Source organism: Limosilactobacillus secundus (assembly GCF_020784695.1).
GTDB classification, from domain to species: Bacteria; Bacillota; Bacilli; order Lactobacillales; family Lactobacillaceae; genus Limosilactobacillus; species Limosilactobacillus reuteri_F.
On sequence record NZ_JAJGUA010000022.1, the window covers coordinates 167159 to 190173 of the forward strand.

General features: G+C 38.7%; 20 protein-coding genes and 1 other RNA gene. 14 read left to right on the forward strand and 7 right to left on the reverse strand.

Going from position 1 to position 23015, the window contains the following annotated elements:
* Nucleotides 1–15: 15 nt before the first annotated feature.
* From LMB57_RS01335 to mvk, 3 genes are read right to left on the reverse strand one after another with little or no spacing between them, the layout of a single operon-like run.
* Nucleotides 16–1143, reverse strand: a complete 1128-nt coding sequence (locus LMB57_RS01335) for a phosphomevalonate kinase (RefSeq protein WP_229272067.1) — start codon at nucleotides 1141–1143, stop codon at nucleotides 16–18.
* Between the two features lie 27 nt (nucleotides 1144–1170).
* Complete coding sequence (gene mvaD / locus LMB57_RS01340) at nucleotides 1171–2142, reverse strand: diphosphomevalonate decarboxylase (protein ID WP_229272066.1); 972 nt, start codon at nucleotides 2140–2142, stop codon at nucleotides 1171–1173.
* Entirely contained in the window at nucleotides 2142–3092 is a 951-nt protein-coding gene (gene mvk / locus LMB57_RS01345) for a mevalonate kinase (RefSeq protein WP_229278033.1), read from the reverse strand. Before mvk ends, mvaD begins: the two co-directional genes overlap by 1 nt.
* Before the next feature lie 215 nt (nucleotides 3093–3307).
* Here mvk and LMB57_RS01350 point away from each other — a divergent pair, with 215 nt between their 5' ends.
* From LMB57_RS01350 to LMB57_RS01365, 4 genes are all read left to right on the forward strand, one after another.
* Complete coding sequence (locus LMB57_RS01350) at nucleotides 3308–6172, forward strand: helicase C-terminal domain-containing protein (protein WP_229278034.1); 2865 nt, start codon at nucleotides 3308–3310, stop codon at nucleotides 6170–6172.
* Between the two features lie 93 nt (nucleotides 6173–6265).
* The gene (locus LMB57_RS01355; RefSeq protein ID WP_229272063.1) at nucleotides 6266–6784 is read left to right on the forward strand and encodes a cell wall elongation regulator TseB-like domain-containing protein; all 519 of its coding nucleotides are present in this window, start codon (nucleotides 6266–6268) and stop codon (nucleotides 6782–6784) included.
* A gap of 82 nt (nucleotides 6785–6866) precedes the next feature.
* A complete protein-coding gene (locus LMB57_RS01360) occupies nucleotides 6867–7571 on the forward strand; it encodes a DnaD domain-containing protein (RefSeq protein WP_229272062.1) in 705 nt (234 codons plus the stop codon).
* Between the two features lie 22 nt (nucleotides 7572–7593).
* Entirely contained in the window at nucleotides 7594–8511 is a 918-nt protein-coding gene (locus LMB57_RS01365) for a DMT family transporter (RefSeq protein ID WP_229272061.1), read from the forward strand.
* Nucleotides 8512–8589: 78 nt separating this feature from the next.
* On the opposite strand, the gene LMB57_RS01370 is transcribed toward LMB57_RS01365, so the two are convergent.
* Nucleotides 8590–10860, reverse strand: coding sequence for a PBP1A family penicillin-binding protein (locus LMB57_RS01370; RefSeq protein ID WP_229272060.1), 2271 nt, complete (start codon nucleotides 10858–10860; stop codon nucleotides 8590–8592).
* Nucleotides 10861–10871: 11 nt separating this feature from the next.
* Nucleotides 10872–11486 (reverse strand): Holliday junction resolvase RecU, encoded by a 615-nt coding sequence (recU, locus tag LMB57_RS01375; protein ID WP_229272059.1) that lies wholly within the window; start codon nucleotides 11484–11486, stop codon nucleotides 10872–10874.
* Nucleotides 11487–11604: 118 nt separating this feature from the next.
* Between recU and LMB57_RS01380 the strand changes: the two genes are divergently transcribed.
* The 5 genes from LMB57_RS01380 to LMB57_RS01400 all read left to right on the forward strand — a co-directional run bounded on the left by LMB57_RS01380 (nucleotide 11605) and on the right by LMB57_RS01400 (nucleotide 15240).
* On the forward strand, nucleotides 11605–12177 hold the full coding sequence (locus LMB57_RS01380) for an SLOG family protein (protein WP_229272058.1): 573 nt from the start codon (nucleotides 11605–11607) through the stop codon (nucleotides 12175–12177).
* Between the two features lie 71 nt (nucleotides 12178–12248).
* The gene (gene gpsB, locus LMB57_RS01385; RefSeq protein ID WP_229272057.1) at nucleotides 12249–12611 is read left to right on the forward strand and encodes a cell division regulator GpsB; all 363 of its coding nucleotides are present in this window, start codon (nucleotides 12249–12251) and stop codon (nucleotides 12609–12611) included.
* Between the two features lie 31 nt (nucleotides 12612–12642).
* An RNA gene (gene rnpB / locus LMB57_RS01390) (RNase P RNA component class B) lies at nucleotides 12643–13018 on the forward strand.
* 291 nt (nucleotides 13019–13309) lie between these two features.
* Nucleotides 13310–13786, forward strand: a complete 477-nt coding sequence (locus LMB57_RS01395; RefSeq protein ID WP_229272056.1) for a class Ib ribonucleoside-diphosphate reductase assembly flavoprotein NrdI — start codon at nucleotides 13310–13312, stop codon at nucleotides 13784–13786.
* 299 nt (nucleotides 13787–14085) lie between these two features.
* Complete coding sequence (locus LMB57_RS01400; protein ID WP_229272055.1) at nucleotides 14086–15240, forward strand: THUMP domain-containing class I SAM-dependent RNA methyltransferase; 1155 nt, start codon at nucleotides 14086–14088, stop codon at nucleotides 15238–15240.
* A gap of 174 nt (nucleotides 15241–15414) precedes the next feature.
* Here LMB57_RS01400 and LMB57_RS01405 read toward each other — a convergent pair whose 3' ends face one another.
* On the reverse strand, nucleotides 15415–15810 hold the full coding sequence (locus LMB57_RS01405) for a ribonuclease HI family protein (RefSeq protein WP_229272054.1): 396 nt from the start codon (nucleotides 15808–15810) through the stop codon (nucleotides 15415–15417).
* A 38-nt stretch (nucleotides 15811–15848) separates the two neighbouring features.
* On the opposite strand from LMB57_RS01405, the gene LMB57_RS01410 reads away from it, so the two are divergent.
* The 5 genes from LMB57_RS01410 (at nucleotide 15849) to LMB57_RS01430 (ending at nucleotide 21239) form a co-directional block, all read left to right on the forward strand.
* The gene (locus tag LMB57_RS01410) at nucleotides 15849–16241 is read left to right on the forward strand and encodes an EbsA family protein (RefSeq protein ID WP_003666197.1); all 393 of its coding nucleotides are present in this window, start codon (nucleotides 15849–15851) and stop codon (nucleotides 16239–16241) included.
* Nucleotides 16242–16688, forward strand: coding sequence for a signal peptidase II (gene lspA, locus LMB57_RS01415; protein ID WP_229272053.1), 447 nt, complete (start codon nucleotides 16242–16244; stop codon nucleotides 16686–16688).
* Nucleotides 16689–16691: 3 nt separating this feature from the next.
* Nucleotides 16692–17603: an RluA family pseudouridine synthase gene (locus LMB57_RS01420; protein ID WP_229272052.1), complete on the forward strand. Its 912-nt coding sequence runs from the start codon at nucleotides 16692–16694 to the stop codon at nucleotides 17601–17603.
* 76 nt (nucleotides 17604–17679) lie between these two features.
* Nucleotides 17680–18765 (forward strand): carbamoyl phosphate synthase small subunit, encoded by a 1086-nt coding sequence (locus LMB57_RS01425; RefSeq protein ID WP_229272051.1) that lies wholly within the window; start codon nucleotides 17680–17682, stop codon nucleotides 18763–18765.
* Nucleotides 18765–21239 carry an ATP-binding protein gene (locus LMB57_RS01430; RefSeq protein ID WP_229272050.1) on the forward strand — a complete coding sequence of 825 codons (2475 nt, stop codon included), beginning with the start codon at nucleotides 18765–18767 and terminating at the stop codon, nucleotides 21237–21239. The genes LMB57_RS01425 and LMB57_RS01430 overlap by 1 nt, the downstream gene beginning before the upstream one ends.
* A 47-nt stretch (nucleotides 21240–21286) precedes the next feature.
* Here LMB57_RS01430 and LMB57_RS01435 read toward each other — a convergent pair whose 3' ends face one another.
* Entirely contained in the window at nucleotides 21287–22969 is a 1683-nt protein-coding gene (locus tag LMB57_RS01435) for an NFACT RNA binding domain-containing protein (protein WP_229272049.1), read from the reverse strand.
* Between the last annotated feature and the right edge of the window lie 46 nt (nucleotides 22970–23015).

The window sequence follows — 23015 nt, forward strand, 5'->3', positions numbered from 1 at the left end:
GGAGCCTCCTTTGATCTACTTGTGGATGGAAGAAAGATGGTGCTTAACAGATTTTTTGAAGCTTTTTGCGTTATCGAGAAAGTGTACGGATAAAGGAAGTTGTTCGATATGATTTCTGGCCCAGCTCTTTAGAACATTCCCAAAGTTAGAGTTGCTATCAATAGCGACGATCCCACAATCACCGCCACCAGCACCAGATGTCTTAGCAGCACCACCAAAAGATTCGGCAATTTGACAAAGCTTAGATAGTGATTCGGTTTCGATGTTTACTCCCGAATTAGTGCCAAGTTGTTTTAAGAGGTCCCGGTTATAACGAATTTCATTTTTAATCGCTTCAAGATCTTGACGGTGAAATCCATCAACCATTCGTTGAATACATGATTTACTTTTTTCAAGAAAATGATGATATTCAGTTTGCCGCCGTGCTTTAAAAAGGGAAATTTTATCAACAAGTTGGGAGGTTGATGCTGGTTTACCAGTCCAGCCAATTAAAAGTTCTAGGTTTTTGGGAGCAGTTAGAGACTCAATATTAAGATCAGGCCAAGGTAAATCAATAATCGTCTTTAAGTCAAGATACTTACGCTGTTGGGCAAGCCACTGCCGATCAAATGAATGGTAGGAAATCCAACCGCCGTATACAGAAGCGGCAACATCCCCCAACGAACCGTTTCCTTGAACTTCAAAATGGGCGATTGCAGCTAATTTAAAGATTTGGTCCTTGTTAACGGGCAAATTATAGAACCGACAAAGGGCCTTAACAGTTGCTACAGTAACAGCAGCAGAGGAACCAAGCCCATATTTTCGACCATTAGCACTGTCTAATTGACTGTCAATATGGATATTAAATATCCGTAAGTCGCGACTAAAAGTACGAGCATATTCTTCTGTAACTCTAATAGCAGAAAGAATGTAAGAAAAAGGATTGTCACGTTTGTCAACTACCATTTGATCTCCTAAACGCCGCCAGGATAGTTGATCGTTATTATATTGGCGACTAATAATTTGGCCAACTTCTTGAGCGCTTTCCTCAATTGTACAGGTAACAAACTGATCCAATGCAACTAAAATTGCAGGATAACCATTTTCAACAACAGCATATTCACCGGCAATATACAATTTACCGGGAGCTTTTTCAGTAATCAAAATTTAAAGTCCCCTTATCATTAAATTTTATTCATTCCAAATCTTTATTCCAGGTCCCGGTTGTGAAACCACCAACCGTTCTGGGCCAACAATATTGCTTAATTTTTCAACAATTTTGCTCCGATTTTCTCGGTTGTAAATCACTTTGACGTTCGGACCAGCATCCATCGTATAATAGCAGTTTACTCCTTGACTGCGCAAGTCTTCCACTGCTTTAATGATGGTTAGCGTTTCAACATTAAAGTAGGTAAAACCGGGATCAGCCGAAAAGGTAAGTGCGTGCATACGAAGGGCATTTTCTTCAGCAATATGGCCGATTTGGTCAATATCTTTTGCTTTGATAGCTTTCTTTATGGCAACCATATCATCCGCTACCACTTGGCGCCAAGCATCATAGTAGGGTGAAGTGTCAACACTAGATTGCATTCCAGATCGACTGGAAATTTTTTTCTTTTTTGTATCAACTAAGACTGCTAACATTTCGATTGGAAAATCAACATTTTCTAAAACCGGTTGTGCAAACGAGGAGACATCATCAGTTCCTTTTTGCCATTCAACCAGTCCGCCATAAATAGATCTAGTTGCCGAACCGGATCCGCGCCGGGCAAGCCGTGATAGATCACGTTTTGAGAGATTTAATCCGGCCGCGGTACTGGCCGCGCCTGCTAAGGCAGCAAATGCGGAAGCAGAGGAAGCAAGGCCAGCTGCAGTTGGAACATGATTAATTGACTCTACGCGTGCAAAAGATTTTATTCCGCTTAGTTGCCGAACAATATTTAGAACATGAACTACTTTTTTTGCCTCTTTCTTACTAAGTGTTTGTTGATCGATGGCAACTAAGTCTGAAGCAAGGTGATTATCAAAATTCACGGTAGTAGTAGTGTAAAACTCATTAAGTGTAAGGGAGAGACTGTCAGTTTGTGGAATGATTAATTCTTGATCCTTCTTTCCCCAATATTTAACAAGCGCAATATTAGTATGTGCTTTTGCAGTTGCCATTAGTTATTCCCTCGCTTATCAAGTGGTTGAAGCCAAATATCATGTGCCCCGTTATCTTTTAGGATACTTGCAAGGCGGCGAGCACCCATAGCTGTTTGCATTAAGGCAATCATGCAACCACCGCGACCGCCACCAGTTAATTTTGCACCAAGAGCACCATTGTCACGTGCAACATGAATAAGGTGATCTAATGATGGGTCTGACACATTAAGAGCAGTTAAATCAGTTTGCGCAAAGTTAAGAGCATCGCCTAATTTTACAATGTCATTTTGCGCAAGATAGTTTTTTGTTTGGTTTACTAATTCACCGAGATGCTTAATGCGTCCTTCAGCTTTTTCGTTGCTATTTTTCAGTTCATCTTTAACTGCCAAAATAGCTTCCTTAGTAGCACCTTTTTTTCCGGTATCAGCAATTACTAAAGAAGCATCAAGGCTCATTTCAATTGGTACCCCAATCCGCCCCTTAACATAAAAAAGCGGTTTATCTGAACTGACAGTAGCAGCGTCTAAACCGGATGGACTACGATGTGTAATTTGTTCTTCAACATCTGCAAGTTGAAGCAATAATGTTCGATCGAGTGGTTCATCATAATAATCAAAGAATGCTCGAATAATTGCAATCGCACTGGCAGCAGACGACCCCATTCCTCGTTCAGCAGGTAATTGACTTTCGATTTTTAAGTCCCAACCAGTTTCTTGGTCGTTAAACCTTGCAGATAAAGCGTCAATTAATTTTTTAATTCCAATCATGGAGGAAGGTAAATTTTTTAGACTACCATGATAATAACGGCTTTTAATAATTCGCTGGTTATCTTGGCGACTGCTGAGCGTAACTGATAATTGAACGCTTGGCAATGGTAAGGCTATTGCCGGTTGACCGTATACTACGCTATGTTCTCCCATTAAAATGATTTTCGCATGGCTAGTACCAATCCCTTGTTGTTTCACCATCGTAACCTACTTTCTACATAAAAATTCAAACTTAATCATAGCATAAAACAGTGATTCTAGCTAAAAACGATTATGGATGTTACCAAATCTAAACATTTTAGCATGAAGAAAGACCGATTCGTGTAAAAATGAGAAATTTATAGTAGAATGGTGTATCATTTAGTTTAGAATATTTAGTAACTTATATAATAACTTCGGAGAAATATGGTGATAGTGTGACACAGCGTAGTAGTCAGCGCACAAAAAAGCGTGACAAGAGAGCGCCAATCTACTCAGTTGTTGATTTAGAAACGACCGGAACGAATGTTAATCATGGAGATCGAATTATTCAAATCGGTTGTGTTCTCGTTCAAGATGGCGAAATCATAAATCACTTTGAAACAAAAATAAATCCGCGAGAGAAAATTCCTCGTTCAATTGTTCAATTAACAGGAATTGAAGATAAAGATGTGCGAAAAGCACCGCTATTTGAGGATATTGCTGGGACTATTTATAGTTTGTTGGCGGAAACGACCTTTGTGGCTCACAATGTTAATTTTGACTTTCCTTTCTTAAATGCAGAATTAGAGCGAGCTGGATACCCTTCATTATCAATTCCGGCAATTGATACTGTAACCCTTAGTCAAATTCTTCTTCCTACTGCAAAGAGTTTTCGTTTACGAGATTTAACTAGTTCGTTGCATATTGAGCATGCTCACCCTCATAGTGCAGTATCAGACGCTGAAGCAACGGCAGACCTACTTAATGATTTGTTAAAACGAGTTCAAGAATTACCAACGCTGACGCTTGAAAAGATTACTCAGTTGAAGCTCAACTTACCTCAGCAAACAGCCGGGGTTTTTGATACTGAATTGCAGCGTCGACGTAAATCGTCCCAGCCATTAAGTGAAGAGTTATATGTCTCTCACGGAATTGTTCTTCATAAATCGCGGCCGATCACTGCTAATGGACAGCGGGAAAAGCATAAATATCCTTCAACTAAAAAGGCAAAGGAAAAGCTATACGGAGATATATTGAGACTGCGGCCTGTTCAAGCAAAAATGATGAACAGCATTTACAACAATTATACTCATGATGAACCCAAAAATATGATTGTCGAGGCGGGAACTGGAGTAGGGAAGACATTGGGCTATCTCTTTCCACTAAGTTATGTTGCATATCCTGATAAGAAGATTGTTATTAGCACAGCAACCAATATCTTGCAGCAACAAATTATTGATATATCAATCGCGCAGTTAAATAAGGTGTTACCTTTTAAGATGAATAGTGTGATTATCAAAGGAAATGCTCATTATATTGATGTTGCACGTTTTGTCCATTCCTTAAGCGTGATTGAAGATTCGAAGCTTGTTCAGTTGTTGAAAGCTAAAATATTAGTATGGCTGCTTTCAACGCAAAGCGGGGACCTTGATGAACTTAATTTAAATTCTCAGCAGTCGCCGTACTTTACTGAAATCCGTCATCAGGGTATTCGGAGCTTGAATCCAGCAAATGCCTTTTACCATGATGATTTTCTTGTTCGGCGGGAAAAGCGGCTTCATCAAGCTGATATTATTATTACGAATCATGCGTACTTGGTTGCTCATGCCCAGGAATTAGGGGATGGGACTCGTCGTCCATATTTAGTAATCGATGAAGCTCAGCACTTAAGCGAAAGCATTTTAAAACGGTCACGGCGAACATTTAATTTTCAAAAATTACGCACAGCAGTTCATATAATGTCTGGGTTAGTTAATAATGGCAATGACCGGAACTTAACCGATATTTTCGCTGAACAGGCACTAGGCAGTTATAATGTTGAATTGCTTCGTGGTGACCTCAATGCCGTAGAAGAGGCGGTTGATCTTTTTCAGCAAGCCCTTTACCGTCAATATATGGCAAGTGCTACTAGTAATCCCGACAATGAATTAATTGAACAACCGCTGCAAAATGATCAGATGATCTCTCTCTTAGATATTAGTGGACCCGTGATGATGAAGCTGGAGCAAGCATTGAGCAGTGTGCAACTTCATTTTTCCGCTCTTAGTCATCTGTTTAGTAGTCAAGCAGACCGATGGTTATTAAGTGATCGTTACCTCATGAGTCAATTTCAGAGTCAGCTTGCAAAATTAATTGAAGCCGACCAGACACTAAATGAATTTAACGAAACGCTTCAACAACAGGGAGAGGCTACTGCTTTTTGGATTACTATTCGCCAATCAAGTGAACAAAGTGCCTTACAGCTTAGTGGGGGACTATTGGAAGCAACACACTACCTCACAAAGAATGTTTATCCATATTTTGCTCAACCATTATTTGTGGGGGCAACATTGTTTACATCACCACGATCACAGTATCTTTACCACCAATTAGATTTAGAGCGCAATAATACTTTAACGCGTCGCTTTGCATCCCCGTACAATTACAAACAGAATGCTAAATTATTGATTGCAGAAGATGCTCCAGTACCTAGTGCGCAAAATAACAGTGACTACATTAAATATCTCAGTGATACGATTTACCAACTAACGAAGAATGCTGATTATCAGACAATGATTTTATTCAACTCATTGGTGATGATTGAGCAGGTATATAGCCAACTTCGCGAAACGGATCTATTTGATCAGCGGGATATTTTAGCTCAAGGAATTACGGGTAATCGTGATAAAATCTTAAAACAGTTTAGTGGTGGAAAAAATTCGATTCTTCTTGGTGCTTCTAGTTTTTGGGAAGGGATAGACTTACCAGAGTCCGCTCTTGAACTCTTAATTATTACGCGCTTGCCGTTTGATTCGCCTGATGAAATAATGAATCGTGCTCATAATAAGTTACTTCAGCAACAAGGGAAAAATCCGTTTTATCATTCAGAACTGCCAAAAGCAACGATGCGATTACGGCAGGGGATTGGACGATTATTACGGACAGAAGATGATCATGGGATTGCAGTAGTTCTTGATCCACGACTACAAACAAGACGGTACGGGAAGACGATTTTGAGTAGTCTGCCCACTGATTTACCGGTTAATAGTAAAAAAACTGCTGACTTGATTTCAATTACTCAGAAATTTTTACAAAATGGTAAAGAGGACAAAGTTAATTAAACTTTATCAACTTTTAATTACCGATTTCTGGTATAATCAAAAACGATTGTCATATAAGAATCTAAAAAACTAAAGAGATAAGAGGGAAAAGATATGCAAAGTCGACGTGAAGTTCAGCGTGAACAGAGTCGAGGTTCCTCAATGCGGACAATTCGTAACCTTTTGATTGCGATTTTACTAATCTTGTTAATAGTGTGGAGTGTTTTTGCAGTTAGCAATCAGCCGCGAAATTCAGCGCGACGACAGACAATTTCACTTGCTGAAAAATATGCTCATCTCCAATCTCCTGACCAATTTTATATTTATAATCGGGAGAATACTTACTATACGATTAGTGGCAAAAATCAGCAAAATCAACCGATCTTGGTTATGGTTCCCCAACATGGTGGCAAGATCAGGGTTCTAAAACAATCGAGTGGGATTACTGCTGCAAGAGCACGGGCGATGACAAAATCAAATCGCAATCCGCGTGAAATTTTAAAAGTTGCTCCTGGGATATTTAATGATAAGATTGTCTGGGAAGTAACATATCGTAATCAAAAAGGAAATCTCTGCTACGATCTGATTAATTTTAAGACTGGACAATACGTTCAAAATATTAATAACCTTTAATAAAAGCTGAAACTAATAGAGGCTGGGATTACTCAGTCTCTTTACTTTTGCAAAAATACTTTTTAAGAGAGGAGCTGATTAAATGACAGATGCAAGCCTTTTACAACATTACTTGCAGGCGGGAGAGACCAATATAAGTAATTTGTTGCTACATCATTATAAAGAATTGGGGATGACAACCTCTCAATTTGTCTTATATCTTCAGTTCAAATCTTACCAGGACCGAGGAATAATGAATCCAGACGTTCGCACAATTGCAAAGAACTTAGGAACAACAGAGCGACAGGTGTTTGAACAACTTCACCAAATGATGACAAACCATCTTGTTGAGCAGAAGATGCGAAAAATGGAAGATGGTAAAGAAGATGCAATATATGATTTTTCGCTCCTTATCAATAAATTAGCGTTGCTCAATGAGAATGACCAAGAGGAAGCAATTAGAGTTGAAAATACTATTAGTCGGGTTGAAACATTTAATCAGCTAGAGGCCGAATTTGGCCGGCCCCTCTCATCAATGGAATTGCAAATTGTTAATGACTGGTTGGATAAGGATAATTATTCGGCAGTAATGATTAAGCTTGCTTTGCGGCAGGCAGTAATGAATAGTGCACTAAATCTTCAGTACATGGATCGGATTCTACAAAGCTGGGATCGTCAGGGCTTACGAACTGAAAGAGATATCAATGAGCACGAAAAGAGGTTTGAACAGCGAAAAGAGGCTGGACAAAAGCCGGAAAAGAAGACATTAAAAAAGCCTAAAATACCGATTTATAAATTAGGCGAATAAAATTAAATAAAGGGTGGTTGACATGGAAAAATCTTCTTCTCAAGTAATGAAGGGAATTATATGGGCAGCGATTGCCTCTGCTATGTGGGGAATATCGGGAACCGTTTTACAACTTATCTCACAAAACCTAGCAATTCCTGCTACGTGGATGCTTTCAATGCGGACTTTTTCAGCAGGAGTGATTTTATTAGTAATCAGTGTATTTTTATATGGAAAAAAGATTTTTAACGTATTTAAAACACGTGCAACAGCTATTTCAGTTATTAGTTATGCTATTTTAGGGTTGATGGCAAACTTACTTACGTTCTATTATGCTATTCAAACAGGAAATGCCTCAGCAGCAACAATTCTTCAATATCTTTCCCCACTTTTTATTGTGTTAGGTGGAATTGTTTTTATGCATCGTCGTCCGTTCAGGAGCGATATTATTGCATTTGTTGTTGCTTTGATTGGGGTAGCATTATGTATCACGCGTGGTAACTTTACCCAATTAGCTTTACCGTTTGTATCCCTTCTCTGGGGCTTGGGATCTGGGATTACAGCTGCATTCTATGTTGTCCTTCCCCAACGTGCTGCTGATGAGAATCCGCCAATTGTTGTCCTCGGTTGGGGGACGATGATTGCCGGAATCCTATTTAACCTCTACCGGCCGTTCTGGGTTAACCCGCCACATATTACTACCACGTTAGTAGCATCAGTTGCGACAGTGGTATTATTTGGAACGATTTTACCATTTGGAATTTTGCTTCATGCAACTAGATATGCCCCATCTGATGTAGTTAGTATCATGGATGCCGTTCAACCAATTACAACTTCGATTTTAAGTGTGATCTTCTTTAAATTGAACTTAAATTGGGCAGAAATTTTAGGAATTATTTTAGTAATTATTGCCGTCTATATTCTTCAAAATGGTCGACGAAAACATCCAATTCATTCTTAAAAAAGTTGATAATAAAAAGGATTGCGGAGAAAAAATTCCGCAATCCTTTTTATTATCTTCAATTTTTAAAAGGTCTTATTAGGGATTAGCTGTGCTTGGTTGCGTAGCAGGGGCAGCCGCAGGGCTAGAACTTGAGCTTTGTGCAGGTGCAGATGAACTTGAACTGGCCGGAGCACTGCTTGATGAAGATTCAGTGGGAGCATTATTTCGTTCTTCTGTGCGACTTTCGCTGCTACTACTTGAAGCAGAACTGGAAGAAGATGAAGACGATGATGAGTCACTTGAGCTAGAAGTAGAACTACTATCACGATCATCTGATGGATATTCAGTATAATCGAATGCCCATTTTGAATCACGAATTACAAGCTGACGTTTACCTTTAACTCGAACAGCTTCAACAGTGTCTGGCATCGTCCAATCAGATGCGTGATTTTGGCTGTCAAGATATTGCATTAAGTCCTTGTAAAGTAATTGTGCTGATTTTACATATTGTTCTGAAATACTGCCACCAGGTTCAAGTGGGTGGTCATAACCAGTCCAAACTGCAATTGAGTAATTCTTGGTATAACCAGCCATCCAGGAATCCATTACGCCAGACTGGCTAGAATTTCCAGGATAGTTTGTCGTTCCCGTCTTACCAGCTTGGTTAACACCGTTGAGTCGAGCGTCAGTTGCGCTTCCTTGTGAGTCAGTGAAAACTCCTTTAAGCATGTCAGTGATCATGTAGGCAGTGGCCTTATTCATTGCCCGTTTACCTTTCGGATTGAATTGCTTTACTGAACCATCTTGAGTAGTAATCGAGCTAATGTAGTAAGGTTTGTAGTAGGTACCCCCATTAGCAAAGGCCGCATATGCAGCAGAAACTTGGAGTGGGGAGATATACAACGCAATTCCGTTTTGTAAAGTATATGGTTGCTTTTGCGAAATTCCTAACCCATCAAGGAAAGCAGTAGCGCGCTTAATCCCAACGGCTTGCAATGCGCGAATAGCAGGAACGTTCCGTGATTGAACTAAAGCCTCACGCATTGTCATATTACCCTTATATTTTTTATCAAAGTCATGAAGGACAGTATTAGTGCCAGGAAAGACAAACCGAGTATCAGCAATTGACTTAAAGGTTGGCCATTGTAAGTATTCGATAGCCGGACCATAATCCATTAATGGCTTTGCGGTTGACCCAGAACTACGATTGCTTTGTACAGCACGGTTAAGCCCATACACGACATTTCCTGTATGACGGCCGCCGAGCATAGCAATGATTTGTCCGTTGTGTGGGTCAGTAACAGCAACACCAGCTTGCATTTTATCATTTTGGAACTGAACGTTTTTATTTGCAGCATCATAAAGGTGTTGTTGTGCATCCAGGTCAAGATTGGTGTGAACCTTTAGCCCATCACTATATGGGTTGTATCCTTGTGCTTGTAAATCAGCAAGAACTTGTTTTACATAAGGGTCAACAACTTTAGAATCTACAGCAGTTCCGCTTCCTGAAATATTACCATGATCCGGGTCTAAACCAGCAGTAACACTTTCGCTTGCTGCTTGGTTAGCTTGGGATTGGGTAATGTAATTGCTGCGGACCATCGCATTTAATACTTCATTTCGCCGTTGCGTTGCATACTTTGTGTTACTTACAAGTGGATTATAGTAAGTGGGAGATTGTGGCATTCCGGCGAGAAGAGCTAATTGGGAAAGGTCAAGATCGTTTAAATCTTTACCGTAGTAATACTGAGCTGCTGTTTGCATTCCATAAATTCCATTTCCCATGTAAACCTTGTTAATGTAGAAATCAAGGATTTGACTCTTGCTAAAATGCTGCTCAACATTAATAGCAAGCCATGCTTCTTGGGCTTTGCGTTTTAATGTTCGATCAGAGGCAGCTGTTGAGAAGACGGATAATTTAACTAATTGTTGAGTCAGCGTACTTCCTCCCTGCATCCCGGCTGAACGACCAAAAACATTAGAAGTGGCTGCTCCAAGAATTCGAATTGTATCAACACCATGGTGCTTGTAGAAGCGTCGATCCTCAATTGAAACAACAGCATTTTTTAATTGCTTTGGTATTTGATTATCCTTGGCATATTCTCGTTTCTGTGCTCCTAAACGAGAAATCACTCGATTTTGATCATCGTAAATAGTCGTAATACTCTGACTTGTTAAGTCGCTTCTACTAATTTTAGGAGCGCTTGAGGCATAGTAGAAAAATAATGCTGCAGATGCCACCATTAGTAGAACGACGATTCCTGCTACCCATAGCAAGATTTTCTTTATTAAGCCGCCAACATTGCGCTGTTGATTGTCATTGTTATTATGACGCTCACTACGCGTTGACTGATTATCATTTGACATAGTAAACTCCTTTACGCTTTTGCAGCAATTATTTTATCAACAGCGTTTAAATATGGTAAACGCGGATTAAGTTGATAATGAATTTGATAGCCTTCTTTAGCGATATCAGTTCGCAAAATTGATTTACGGCCGCCATTTTGCTGTTGGTCCCAATATTGAAACAAGTTGGAAGCGGGAAGCAGGTATAGCAGGTCAAGCTCCGTAAATTTAATGAAAGCAAAACAAATTCCACCCTGTGCTACACATTCACGCATATGTTGAATTTGGTGGGGATGAAAGTTCTTTAATGGAAAAGAATTTTTATTACGTGTTTCTTTAGCATCAAAATCAATGTAGTATCCACGGTACACCCCATTGTAATCAGTAGTTGATGGACGCCGAAAATATGCTTCTTTAATAACAGCCGCACTCCGCTTGGGATAATCAACTTTTACAAGCTGAATAGGGGTAGGCTTTTTATGAATAACAGCAATATGGCGAGCCAGATAGTACTGATTACTATGATTGATCTCATCCTCTAACGACATCCCACGTTTGGCATAAATAGATTGATGTGGTGTCGGTAATTCATTATGTGTATTATAGTGTTGTACAGGTTGCTGACCATTGGGATAGTGAATGGTCACGGTGATCACTCTCCTAACTAGAGATTTATTATACCAGACTAGTTGCATAATGATTGATACAAGATGATTACAAGTTTAAGTTAAACGGCTTTATATCTGCTTATTTAGGGAGGATTTTATGAAGAGAGTGTGGATTACTGGTTATCGAAGTTACGAATTAAATATATTTAATGATGATGATCCCAAAGTTCAAGTAATAAAAGAGGTTCTAAAAAAATATTTAAAGGCTCAATTGGAATTAAATGATGATGAATTTTGGGTAATAACTGGGCCACAAATGGGAACGGAAAGATGGGGACTTGAAGTTACTTTAGAACTCCAAGCTGATTTCCCACAATTAAAAACAGCTTTAATGTTTCCTTTTGCAGAATTTGGTAAGCAATGGAATGAAGGAAATCAGTTAAAGCTGACGAAGATTACTCAGCAAGTTGATTTTTTTGCGAATGTTTCAGATAAACCATATCAGTCCCCGCAACAATTGCGGAATTATCAGCAGTTTATGCTTACACATACTGATGAAGCTTTTCTCCTTTACGATCCAGAGTATGAAGGAAAAACTAAGTATGATTATGAGACAATTCAAAAATATAAAGAAGAAAGTAGGTATTCGATGACTTTTATTGATTTTGATGAACTTCAAGAAGAGGCAGAAGAATGGGCTGCGCATCAAAGGGAAAAAGATGAATTTTAATCTTGCATTTTTTCTTTGATTTGGTATTATAGTTATTGGACTACGCAAACTAAGCAATTGAGGTGTTTAAGTTGGATAACATAAAATTTACTCCACAAGATATTTTGCACAAGCAATTTAAGGAGAGAAATATTGGCAAAGGCTATGACGAAGCGGATGTTGATGCTTTCTTAGATGATGTTATTAAAGACTACGACACCTATAACAAAGAGCTTGAACGTTTGAATGATGAAAATGAACGTTTGAGAGCAAAGGTTGACGAATTAAATCGTCAAGTCGAAGTTGGTTCATCTATGAATAGCCAAACTACTTCCCGTCAACCTGTATCGAGCGCTACAAATATGGATATTTTAAAGCGTCTATCTAATCTAGAACGTCGTGTATTCGGTTCACAATTAGATGGTAGCGATAATAATGACTCACATTTGCTTTAGTGCGTGTCGAATAGTTTATTAATAATTTGCAAGTTTTGGGTAATTGAGCACAGCTTATGTTGTGTTAGGAAGGTCCATGCTCGCACAGGCTGCGATGCCTGTAGTGTTTGTGCTCGCTGAAAAAATAAGGCGGGGCACCATTTTATGGTGACGGCGGAAAAACAGGCTAAGGTTTTAACTATGTCTTAGTATTCCTGAAAAGTGCCACAGTGACGATACAATATCGGAAACGATATTGGTGGAACGCGGTAAACCCCTCAAGCGGTAAACCCAAACTACGGTAGGGGAGCTTTGGATAACAAATTGAAGTGATTCCAGGGGAGAGTATTTCGGTACTCTGAGATAGATGATTACCTCGATATAATTATGCCTGATAATTATATTATGACAAAACATGGCCTACAGATACTTGCATACAGGCACCCGAGTTCGCTCGGGTTTTTTTATTTTAAAAATCAGGGCCTGGTTTTCTAGTTTTTCTTTCCTTGCCTGAGGAAAAACGTTAAACAGTGATAAATTAAATTTTAGGAGTTTGTGATAGCTACACCTTGAAAATTCTTAAAATAGCAATAAAATATAAATAATCATTTCATTTTATTGCAAGTGCGCTTATAATGGTAAAGGGATTTAAAATGAGTTATTTGTAAATTAACTTATCTCTCGATTAATAAAAAATCAGATAATGAAGTTAGGGAATTATGGATAATAAGAGAATAAAAATTGTATATATGTCGTTTTCTGGGAATGTACGGTCATTTACTCATCGGCTTCAAGAATACGCAACACAACAGCATCATTTAAATAATGAAAATCCTTTAGTCGATTTATTGGAGATTTCAGAGGAGACACTTCCGACTGAAAGCGATAGTAAATTTTTTGTTTTACTGCCAACATATATGATTGGTGGGAGTAGATTTACGCCGACCTTAACAGAGATCTTAACAACGCCAATGCACGATTATTTGGAAAGTTATGATAATGTTAAACGTTGTGCGGGAATAATTGGCAGTGGAAACTTAACCTTAGGGAAGATGTATGTAATAACTGCCAAGACATACGCTAAAGAATACGATTTACCTTTATTAGCAGCGTTTGAATCTCGTGGCACCACCCGAGACATTGAACGCATTTATAAAATATTAACTGATAAAGCAAATGAGAATTCATTAATATAGTTAAGTTAAAACCAACTACCATTCATAAACAAAAGAGATGAGGGGGAATTAACTTCTTGATAAGGCGGTGGACTAAGGCTAAAACAGTGATTAGCACGGCACGGGCTGATTATCGTTCGGACTTAGCCTTGAACCTTGTGGTTAATTTTCGCGATATCTTAATAATATTCGTATAAATTAAGAGGCTGTTGAAAAAATAAAATTTTTTCTCAGCCTCTCTTCTTCTTGCGGCTTCTTTTCATTTTGAAGCAACATAAGGTAAAATAATTAATAGGAATAAGTCTAAAGGAGAGTTTAATGTGCAAACATATCAGTTAATTGCTACTGCTGCTGCCGGTATCGAAGCATTGGTAGGAAAAGAACTAAGAGATCTTGGCTATGAAGTCAAAGTAGAAAATGGTCGGGTACGTTTTCAAGGGACAATGAAGGATGTCATTCGGACTAATCTCTGGTTACGGACGGCAGATCGAGTAAAAATCGTTGTTGGCGAATTCGATGCTCGGTCTTTTGAAGAATTGTTTGATCGTACTGAAAACATTGCATGGGAAGATTTGTTACCAATTGACGCGAATTTCCCGGTGGAAGGAAAAAGTCATAACTCACAGTTGCATAACGTACCAAGTGTTCAAGCAATCACTAAAAAGGCGATTGTTCAACGTCTTAGTAATGCATATCATCGGCGGACTCGCTTAGCCGAAACTGGTGCCACTTACCCGTTAGAAGTAGCGATTAATAAAGATCATGTTCTTCTTACATTAGATACTAGTGGAGAGGGACTTTTTAAGCGTGGATATCGTAAAAATAAAGGTGGAGCACCCTTGAAAGAAAATATGGCAGTCGCCTTAGTAATGCTGGCTCACTGGTTCCCGGATAATCCATTTGTTGATCCTGTATGCGGTTCGGGAACGATTCCAATCGAAGCTGCATTATACGGGCATAATATTGCGCCTGGAATCAACCGTTCATTTATTTGCGAACAATGGGTTAACTTAGTTCCAGATGGTTTGTCTGATGAAGTTCGGGATGAAGCCGATTCCTTAGCAAATTATGATATCGAACTAGATATCCACGGATATGATATTGACCAAAATATGATTGATATTGCTCAAGAAAATTCTCGTGCAGCAGGCTTAACTCATGATATTACGTTTAAACAATTAGCCGTAAAAGACTGGCAAACAAGCGAGGTTAATGGCATTATCGTGGCTAACCCGCCATATGGTGAACGGTTAAGTGATAAGGAATCAGTTCATGAACTTTATCGGCAAATGGGTAATTTATACCGCCCATTAACAACGTGGAGTAAATATATTTTGACGGCTGATATGGAATTTGAAAAGTATTATGGAGCGCCTGCAACAAAGCGTCGCAAACTTTATAACGGTGCCTTACGAACAGATCTCTACCAATATTGGGGCAAAAAAGATCGCTCTAAGATCAAAGCCCTTAAATAGCAAGGATTTCAACGAAACTCTTGCTTAAAAAACGCCAAAAAGTGGGGGAACTCTCCCGGTAATAAAAGCCTTAGTAAGGAGTTGCATTGTAACAACCGCTAAGGCTTTTTCTCTGTTTAGTGGCTGATAGAACACGTGGATGATATAATTAAACTGATATGCTGTTTTCTAAAATTACTCTATTTTGTGGAGGGCCTGATTTGCTAAATTATGTGCTCCACGATTTTGGCTTTCAGGAATCCATCGGGTAACAACCGTTGGAAAGTGTTGGAGGAGAGGATTTAGTGCTGCTAATTCTTTTTGGTAATGTTTTGTATAATTTTTGCCGATTGCATCACTTAAGGTACGACTATCAGTATAAAATAGGATTGTTTCATTATTGCTAAAGTGATCAATTAAATATTTAAATCCAAAGTGAGCTGCAGCAAATTCGCCATGGTGATTATCCATTCTTTCCTTATCTACTGGAATTGCAAGCTGAATTTGTTTATGATTGGCAATTATTATTATTCCCAAACCAGTAGGGCCTGGGTTTCCTTTTGTTGCAGCATCTGTAAAGATTTTGATCATAAAAACTACCTCTTTTCTGAAAGGATGACATTATAATTATGGAAGAAGAAACTCGTTATTTTTACCAACCAGACCTTACGGGAACAATTATTAGCTGGTGTTGGACTTTTCTCTTCTTTATTGCTGGTCTCGTAATTTGGCTTGAAATTACCCATTTTCAGTGGCTCAGCGCGCTCTTTTTTGCAGTTTTTGTAATCCTTGCCTTATTAGAATGGCGGCGACGAACCGTAGTAATTACTCCGACTAAAATGGTATTTAACCGCTTGTTACAAAAACAGTATCTCGTTATCCCCATCTCTGATATTCGTCAGCCAGAGTTTACCAAGCATACGGTGACAATTACTGTGAATGGAGAGGTAATGAGTTTTACCTTTACCACCAAAGCTATTGCACGTTTGAAATTAGCATTGAAACAACAGGGGGTTCAATAATTGTTACTTGGGATCGCTATTGGAATTATTTTAATTTTAACAATTTGTGACCAATTATTAAAATGTTGGGTTGCTTCATCACTTGTTCTTGGTGGTAGTAAACAGCTAATTCCTGGTATTGTCGAGTTAACTAATTTACGAAATTCAGGTGCTGCTTGGAGCATTTTTGAAGGGCAACAGACTTTTTTTACCATTATAACCATTATTGCAATTATTGTAATTGGTTACTTTATCTGGGAGTACCGGAAAAATATCCCTATGCTAATCGGACTATCCTTGATTATGGCAGGAACAATTGGCAACTTTATTGACCGGTTAAGACAAGGGTATGTTGTGGATATGTTTGAAACAACATTTATTAAATTTCCAATTTTTAACATTGCGGATATGTGCTTAACAATTGGCGTAATCTGGCTAATAATTTGCATCTTAAAGGAGAAAGACTGACAAATGTCTGAAAAATTAGAATTAATAATTGATAGTGAGATGGTTGGAAGGATTGATAAGCAACTTGGCCATCACTTTGATCAATTTTCCCGATCACAAATCCAACATTGGATAGAAAATGGTCATGTCCTTGTTAATGGCAAACAAGTAAAACCTAAATATAAGTTGCTTGCAGGTGACCACGTCCAAATAATCCCAGAAGAACCACAAAAAATTGATTTAGCACCTGAGAATATTCCTCTTGATATTATATATGAAGATGATGATGTTATTGTCGTTAATAAACCGCAGGGGATGGTAGTTCATCCCGCACCAGGCCATCCAGACCATACGCTTGTAAATGCGCTTTTATATCATTCGCCATTGTCAACTATTAATGGAGAGTTTCGGCCAGGGATCGTTCATCGGATTGATAAGGATACCTCAGGACTATTGATGGTAGCAAAAAATGATATGGCACATCGTTCTTTGACAGCTCAACTAAAGGCAAAAACTAATAAACGAGAATATATTGCACTTGTGCATGGAGTCATAAAAGAAGATAAAGGAACAATTGATGCTCCATTGGGTCGCTCATTAAAGGACCGCAAGAAGCAGGCAGTTGTGGTTGATGGACGTCATGCGGTAACGCATTTTAAGGTGTTAGAACGGTTTAAAAATTATACCTTAGTTGCCTGCCAGTTAGAAACGGGACGAACTCATCAAATTCGCGTTCATATGAAATATATTGGCCACCCGCTGGCAGGAGATCCATTATATGGACCGCGAAAAACACTTGCTGGCAACGGCCAATATTTACATGCTCGGTTGTTGGGTTTTAAACACCCCCGAACAGGCAAAGAAATGATTTTTACGGCTCCATTACCAGCCTATTTCACAAAAATGCTTGAACATTTACGCAAGACAGACCAATAAAATTATTGTGTTTAATTAGGAGAACGTTCATAATAATATTGATCAATTATTAACAAAGCTTTAGGAGAGTGGGACAGTGACAGCACGATACCTAATATTTGAAGATGGCTCAATTTTTGCTGGCGAAGGTTTTGGTTCACCAGCTGTTACTTTTGGTGAAGTTGTTTTTAATACCAGTATGACTGGTTACCAAGAAATCATTACTAATCAGGTTTATAATAACCAAATTGTCGTTTTTACCCAGCCGAATATTGGGAGTTACGGCATTCAACGTAATATTTATGAATCGATTGTACCAACAATTAAAGGAATTATTGTTCGTTCCCTTGCCGATGCTGGTACTGATGATAATGGACGGCAATTGACACTTGATAAGTACCTTCAACAAATGAATATTCCTGGAATCGCTAACATTGATACGCGGGCAGTAGTTCATAAGTTAAGAAAAGCGGAAAAGCCATTAAAAGGAAGCATTGTTCCAGTTCCAGATGATCACGCTTTTGACCAGCTTCACGCGACTGTTTTAACGAACCAGCAAGTTGCCCAAGTCTCTACTCCTAAACCATATCCTAATCCCGGAATTGGGCTAAGTGTTGTTGTGATTGACTTTGGATTAAAGAACGGAATATTACGGGAATTAAGTCGGCGAAAATGCAATATTACTGTCTTACCATATACCGCAACCGCTGAAGAAATATTACGATTAGATCCTGATGGAGTTGTACTTTCAAGCGGTCCTGGAAACCCAAATAATGTCCGTAAATCAGTTCTGGAAATGATTCGTACTGTCCAAACTAAAGTGCCGATGTTTGCTATTGGACTGGGCCATGAATTATTTGGAATCGCCAATGGAGCAAATGTTCAGCAAATTCCAGTCGAACATCATGGAATGAATCATCCAATTCATGAAATTATTACTGACCACATTGTCTATGCGACTCAGGCAGAAGGGTACCTGATTGATCGCAATTCAGTTGACCGCTCCCAGCTTTTTATTACATACGTTGATATGCTTGATAATAGTGTTCAAGGGCTTCGTCATCGTCGTTATCCAGCATTTTCAGTTCAATTTTTTCCTGATGGCGCACCGGGGCCCGATGAAACTGATGGCTTGTTTGATGAGTTCGTCGATACAATGAATAGGAGGGGGGATCGTCATTGATGGAAAAGTTGAAATCTGTATTGATTATTGGAGCAGGAGCTAACGATGTTCAACACGGGGATGAGCTTGATTCTGCTATTTACCAAGTTTCACGAGTTTTTAAACAAATGAAGATAAAAACTATCTTAGCAGATGATAATCCATTTTCGGTAAGCTTAGAAAATGTTGATCACGGTTGTATTATCCCATTAAAAGTCGAAAGTCTAGTGGATATTATTAATAAGTTTCATCCAGACGCAATTTTACCTACGCTAGGTAATCGGCGAGCTTTTGAACTTACCCAAGAATTGCTAGAAAAGGGAATTATTCGTAAAGAAAATATTAAACTGCTAGGAGTTCCTGAGGCAACTGTTCGTCAAATTAATAGCGCTGTTTTACTTGAACGAACGCTTCGTCAAATGGAAGCCCCGGTTAAGAAAAGCGTAACGGTTAATAATTACCAGGATGCTTTGGATGAGGCAACTAAACTAGGATATCCAGTTATTATTAGGTCGGTATTACCGAAGAGTAGTAGTACACGTAAAATTGTGCATGATCGAAGTGAATTGGCAAATGCGGTAAAGGTTTGTTTGAGCCAGTCGCGGGCGGAACAAGTAGTAGTTCAGCAAAGTCTTGCCGGCTATAAGGAAATTGAAGTCGTCGTTCAACGTGATAGCTCTGGAACAATGATGATGTTGTCAATGATTGAGGATATGGACCCAATTGGTATCCATGCTGGTGATTCAATTGCCTTCAATCCTGTTCAAACACTTCGCGATCGGCAGATTCAAGACATTCGGGATACGGCTTTTGCTATTACCCGCAAATTAAGAATTGTCGGCACAAATCATATACAGTTTGCCCTAAACCCAAATAGTGATCGTTTTTATGTCATTAAGAGCAGTCCATACTTTGATCGAATTACAGCGTTTGTGGCGCAATCAACTGGTTACCCAATTGCTCAAGTAACAGCACAATTATATGCGGGAAAGCATTTGCGGGACATTGATCTTGGGGAAAATTATGTTCATCATGCAGCTCTTATTGAACCAACGATGGATCATATTGCTGCACGAGTTCCAATATGGGGATTCAGCGATTTACCAAAAGCTAGTCGGTTACTTGGAACGGAAAAACGGTCGGTTGGGACGGTTTTTGGTATCGGTCGCAGTACTATTGAAGCGCTTTTCAAAGCTATCGAATCCCGTTATCACGAGCCAGCTGACTTTCATCTTGCCGCCCAAAAGCAATTGACTGATGACCAATTAATCGCCAAAATTGTCCATCCAGAAGCAGGACGACTTTTTGTATTAATTGAAGCAATGCAGAGAGGGTATTCAGTTAACGAATTAGCAGAGATGACAAAGATTGACCCATTTTATTTTGAACAAATTAATAAAATGCGGCTGTTGATTCGGGAAATTACTGAGCATCCAAATAAAGAACCGGTTTTACAAAAAGCAAAGAGTTACGGCTTAAGCAATCAACTTATTGCAAGACTATGGAAAACTACCCCTGAGCAAGTTTATCAGATGAGTTTAGATCACCAATTGTTGACAAGGTACAAGGAAATCGAACCATCAGCCGGAGAGTTTGATCAACATACTTATAGTTTTTACTCTGCCTATGAAGAAGAAAATGAAATTAGTCGAACTTCCCAACCGAGTGCCCTTGTAATTGGCACCGGGGGACTACGATTAGGATTAAGTAATTCTGGTGATTACTTTGTTGCTATGATATTAAAAGAGCTTCATAATGAGGGCTTTAATAATGTCATTGTAAATTCGAATCCTAGTTCAGTTACCTTTAATCCAGAGTTAGCTGAAAAACGCTATGTTGAGCCAGTAACGATTGAAAATATTTTGCAGATATTACGGATAGAGCAACCCCAGTATTTGTTTATTCCTGCTAGTTATAGTAAATTATTGACATCATTGCAGAATTATGACTTAGATGTAAAAATCATCGTAATTCCAGATGAATTACCAACTACTGCTGCTAGTAGCGATAGGCAACGTTACTCCTTCAATTATGTCTATGATGGTAATTATGCTTATCCATTAGGGACAATGACTGATCTTTTTTCGCCAATTGCATTAAACTATCAATCTACCGCTTTACGCTACCCAGCTGATCTTTCTTCATCAACTTACCAAAATCTCAATGATCAGGCTAGTGTTGCTGTATTAAAGATGGAACAGTCAGGGTTATACCAAGTGATTTTTGAAGAGAATGATGGGGAGTTTAATTTAATTAAAGTTCAACCATTGTCAATGCCAGAAGTGGCCTTTTTATCAAAAGCCCTTCATATTAGCTTACCAGGAATTTTTACTCAATTATTCACTGGTAAATTCGATAAAATGCTGGAGCCCAAACCGGTATCAGGGATTGTTAATTATCGTGCAACTTTCCCGTTTAAGGCGTTGCGAGTTAAGGGTGGAATTCCTGCCCGTAACCGAGTTATTGGTGCTCAGATGCAATTTTTAGGAGAATAATTTAGCAATATAAAAAACTTCAACCCGGTGTCTTGGGCTGAAGTTTTTTAGTTAGACAGTTTTTTGGGAGTTACATAGAGTGTTTTCTGACCTGTAAAAATAACAAATCCAGGTTTAGCTCCGTTTGGCTTATGAAGTCGCTTGACAGGGAGATAATCAACAGGCACGTTATCGGAATCGCGACCTTTAGAGAAGTATGCTGCTAATTGTGCGGCTTCCAGAATCGTGTCTTCAGATGGGTTTGTTGAGCGGATTACTACATGGGAACCGGGAATGTCTTTAACATGCAACCAAATTTCATTTTTATTGGCGATCTTAAAGCTAAGACGGTCATTTTGCAGGTTGTTTTTACCTACTAAAACTGTAGTACCATCACTAGTATGAAATTCTTCTGGAGCACTTACCTTAACTTTTCGTTGCTTTTTCCCACTTTTCTTCTTTTTAATATAACCTTGCTCTTGTAATTCTAGTTTAATCTCTTGAATGTCAGCAGGAGCAGCTAATTTAATCTGATTTTCAATGTTTTCAAAGTATTTGATTTCATCATTTGTCAGTTTTAGCTGTTCCTTTACATATTCGACAGAGGTTTTAAGCTTATTATACTTAGTGAAGTACTTTTGGGCATTACGTGATGGTGAAAGTTCGGGGGCAAGTTTGATTTTTAGTGGTCTATTATCATCATAAAAGTTAGGAAGTTCGATTTCTTTCATTCCTGGAGTTAATTTACTAAGATAGGTAGTAAGGATCTCACCACAAATGCGGTACTGATCTGCAGTTGCTGCATCTTGTAGTTGTTGTTGCAGTTTTTTTACTTTTCGCCGGTCTTTTTTCAGCTCATTCTTCAATACCTTTAATACTTGCCCAGCTAATTCTTTAGAACGATCCTGCTCTGCCTTATTAGCATAGAAGGCATCGAGAAGGGCAGAGAGAGAGTCAAAATGTTGCAATTCACCATCAATATTTAATGGAGGAAATGCAGCGAATTGAGTTTTTCCATTAGGAAGTGTGATTAATACTGGCTCTGGATTTTCAAAGTGCTTAAGAAAGTGCTGATAGGTAGTTGGTAAATTATCACTTGGCAGTAATTCTGCAGCTAATTCCCGTGCGGAGTCCTTACCAAATCCTTGATACTGTTGCTGTAATTGGTGACTTAATTCTACTTGGTCATTGGTTTGCCTTGCAAGATCAGAGTAGATTTGGTTTGGTAAGTAAGGGTTAACTTTATCTTGCTTTGGTGGCATGACAAAGGTTGCACCTGGCAATAACAAGCGAACCCGGTTTTGGTCTGAGCCAACATGCTTAATAGTATCAATGATTTTGGCCGTCTTAAGATTAATAAGTGAGATATTACTATGCCGGGCCATAATCTCACTCACAAGGACTAGTTGTTGACTATCGCCTAATTCATCACGAGTGTCAAATGTAATTTTGATAATCCGATCATTATCAATTTGTTCAATTTTATTAACGATTGCACCTTCAAGGTATTTCCGCATCGTCATTGTAAAATTAGTCGGAACTGCTGGATTTTTGTATGGAATCTCAGTAATTTGGATTCGTGGATATGTTGGATTAGCAGAAATAAGCAATGGATAATTGTGTCGGTGAGCCCGGATAGTAATAATCAATTCTGCAGGATAAGGTTGACTAACTTTGGCTACCCGACCAGTAGTTAATTTTTGATCTAGCTCATGGACAATTGCATGAGTAAACAAGCCGTCAAAAGACATTAGTGTAGCCTCCTAAATATTATAATTACAAACGAAAATAGCACTA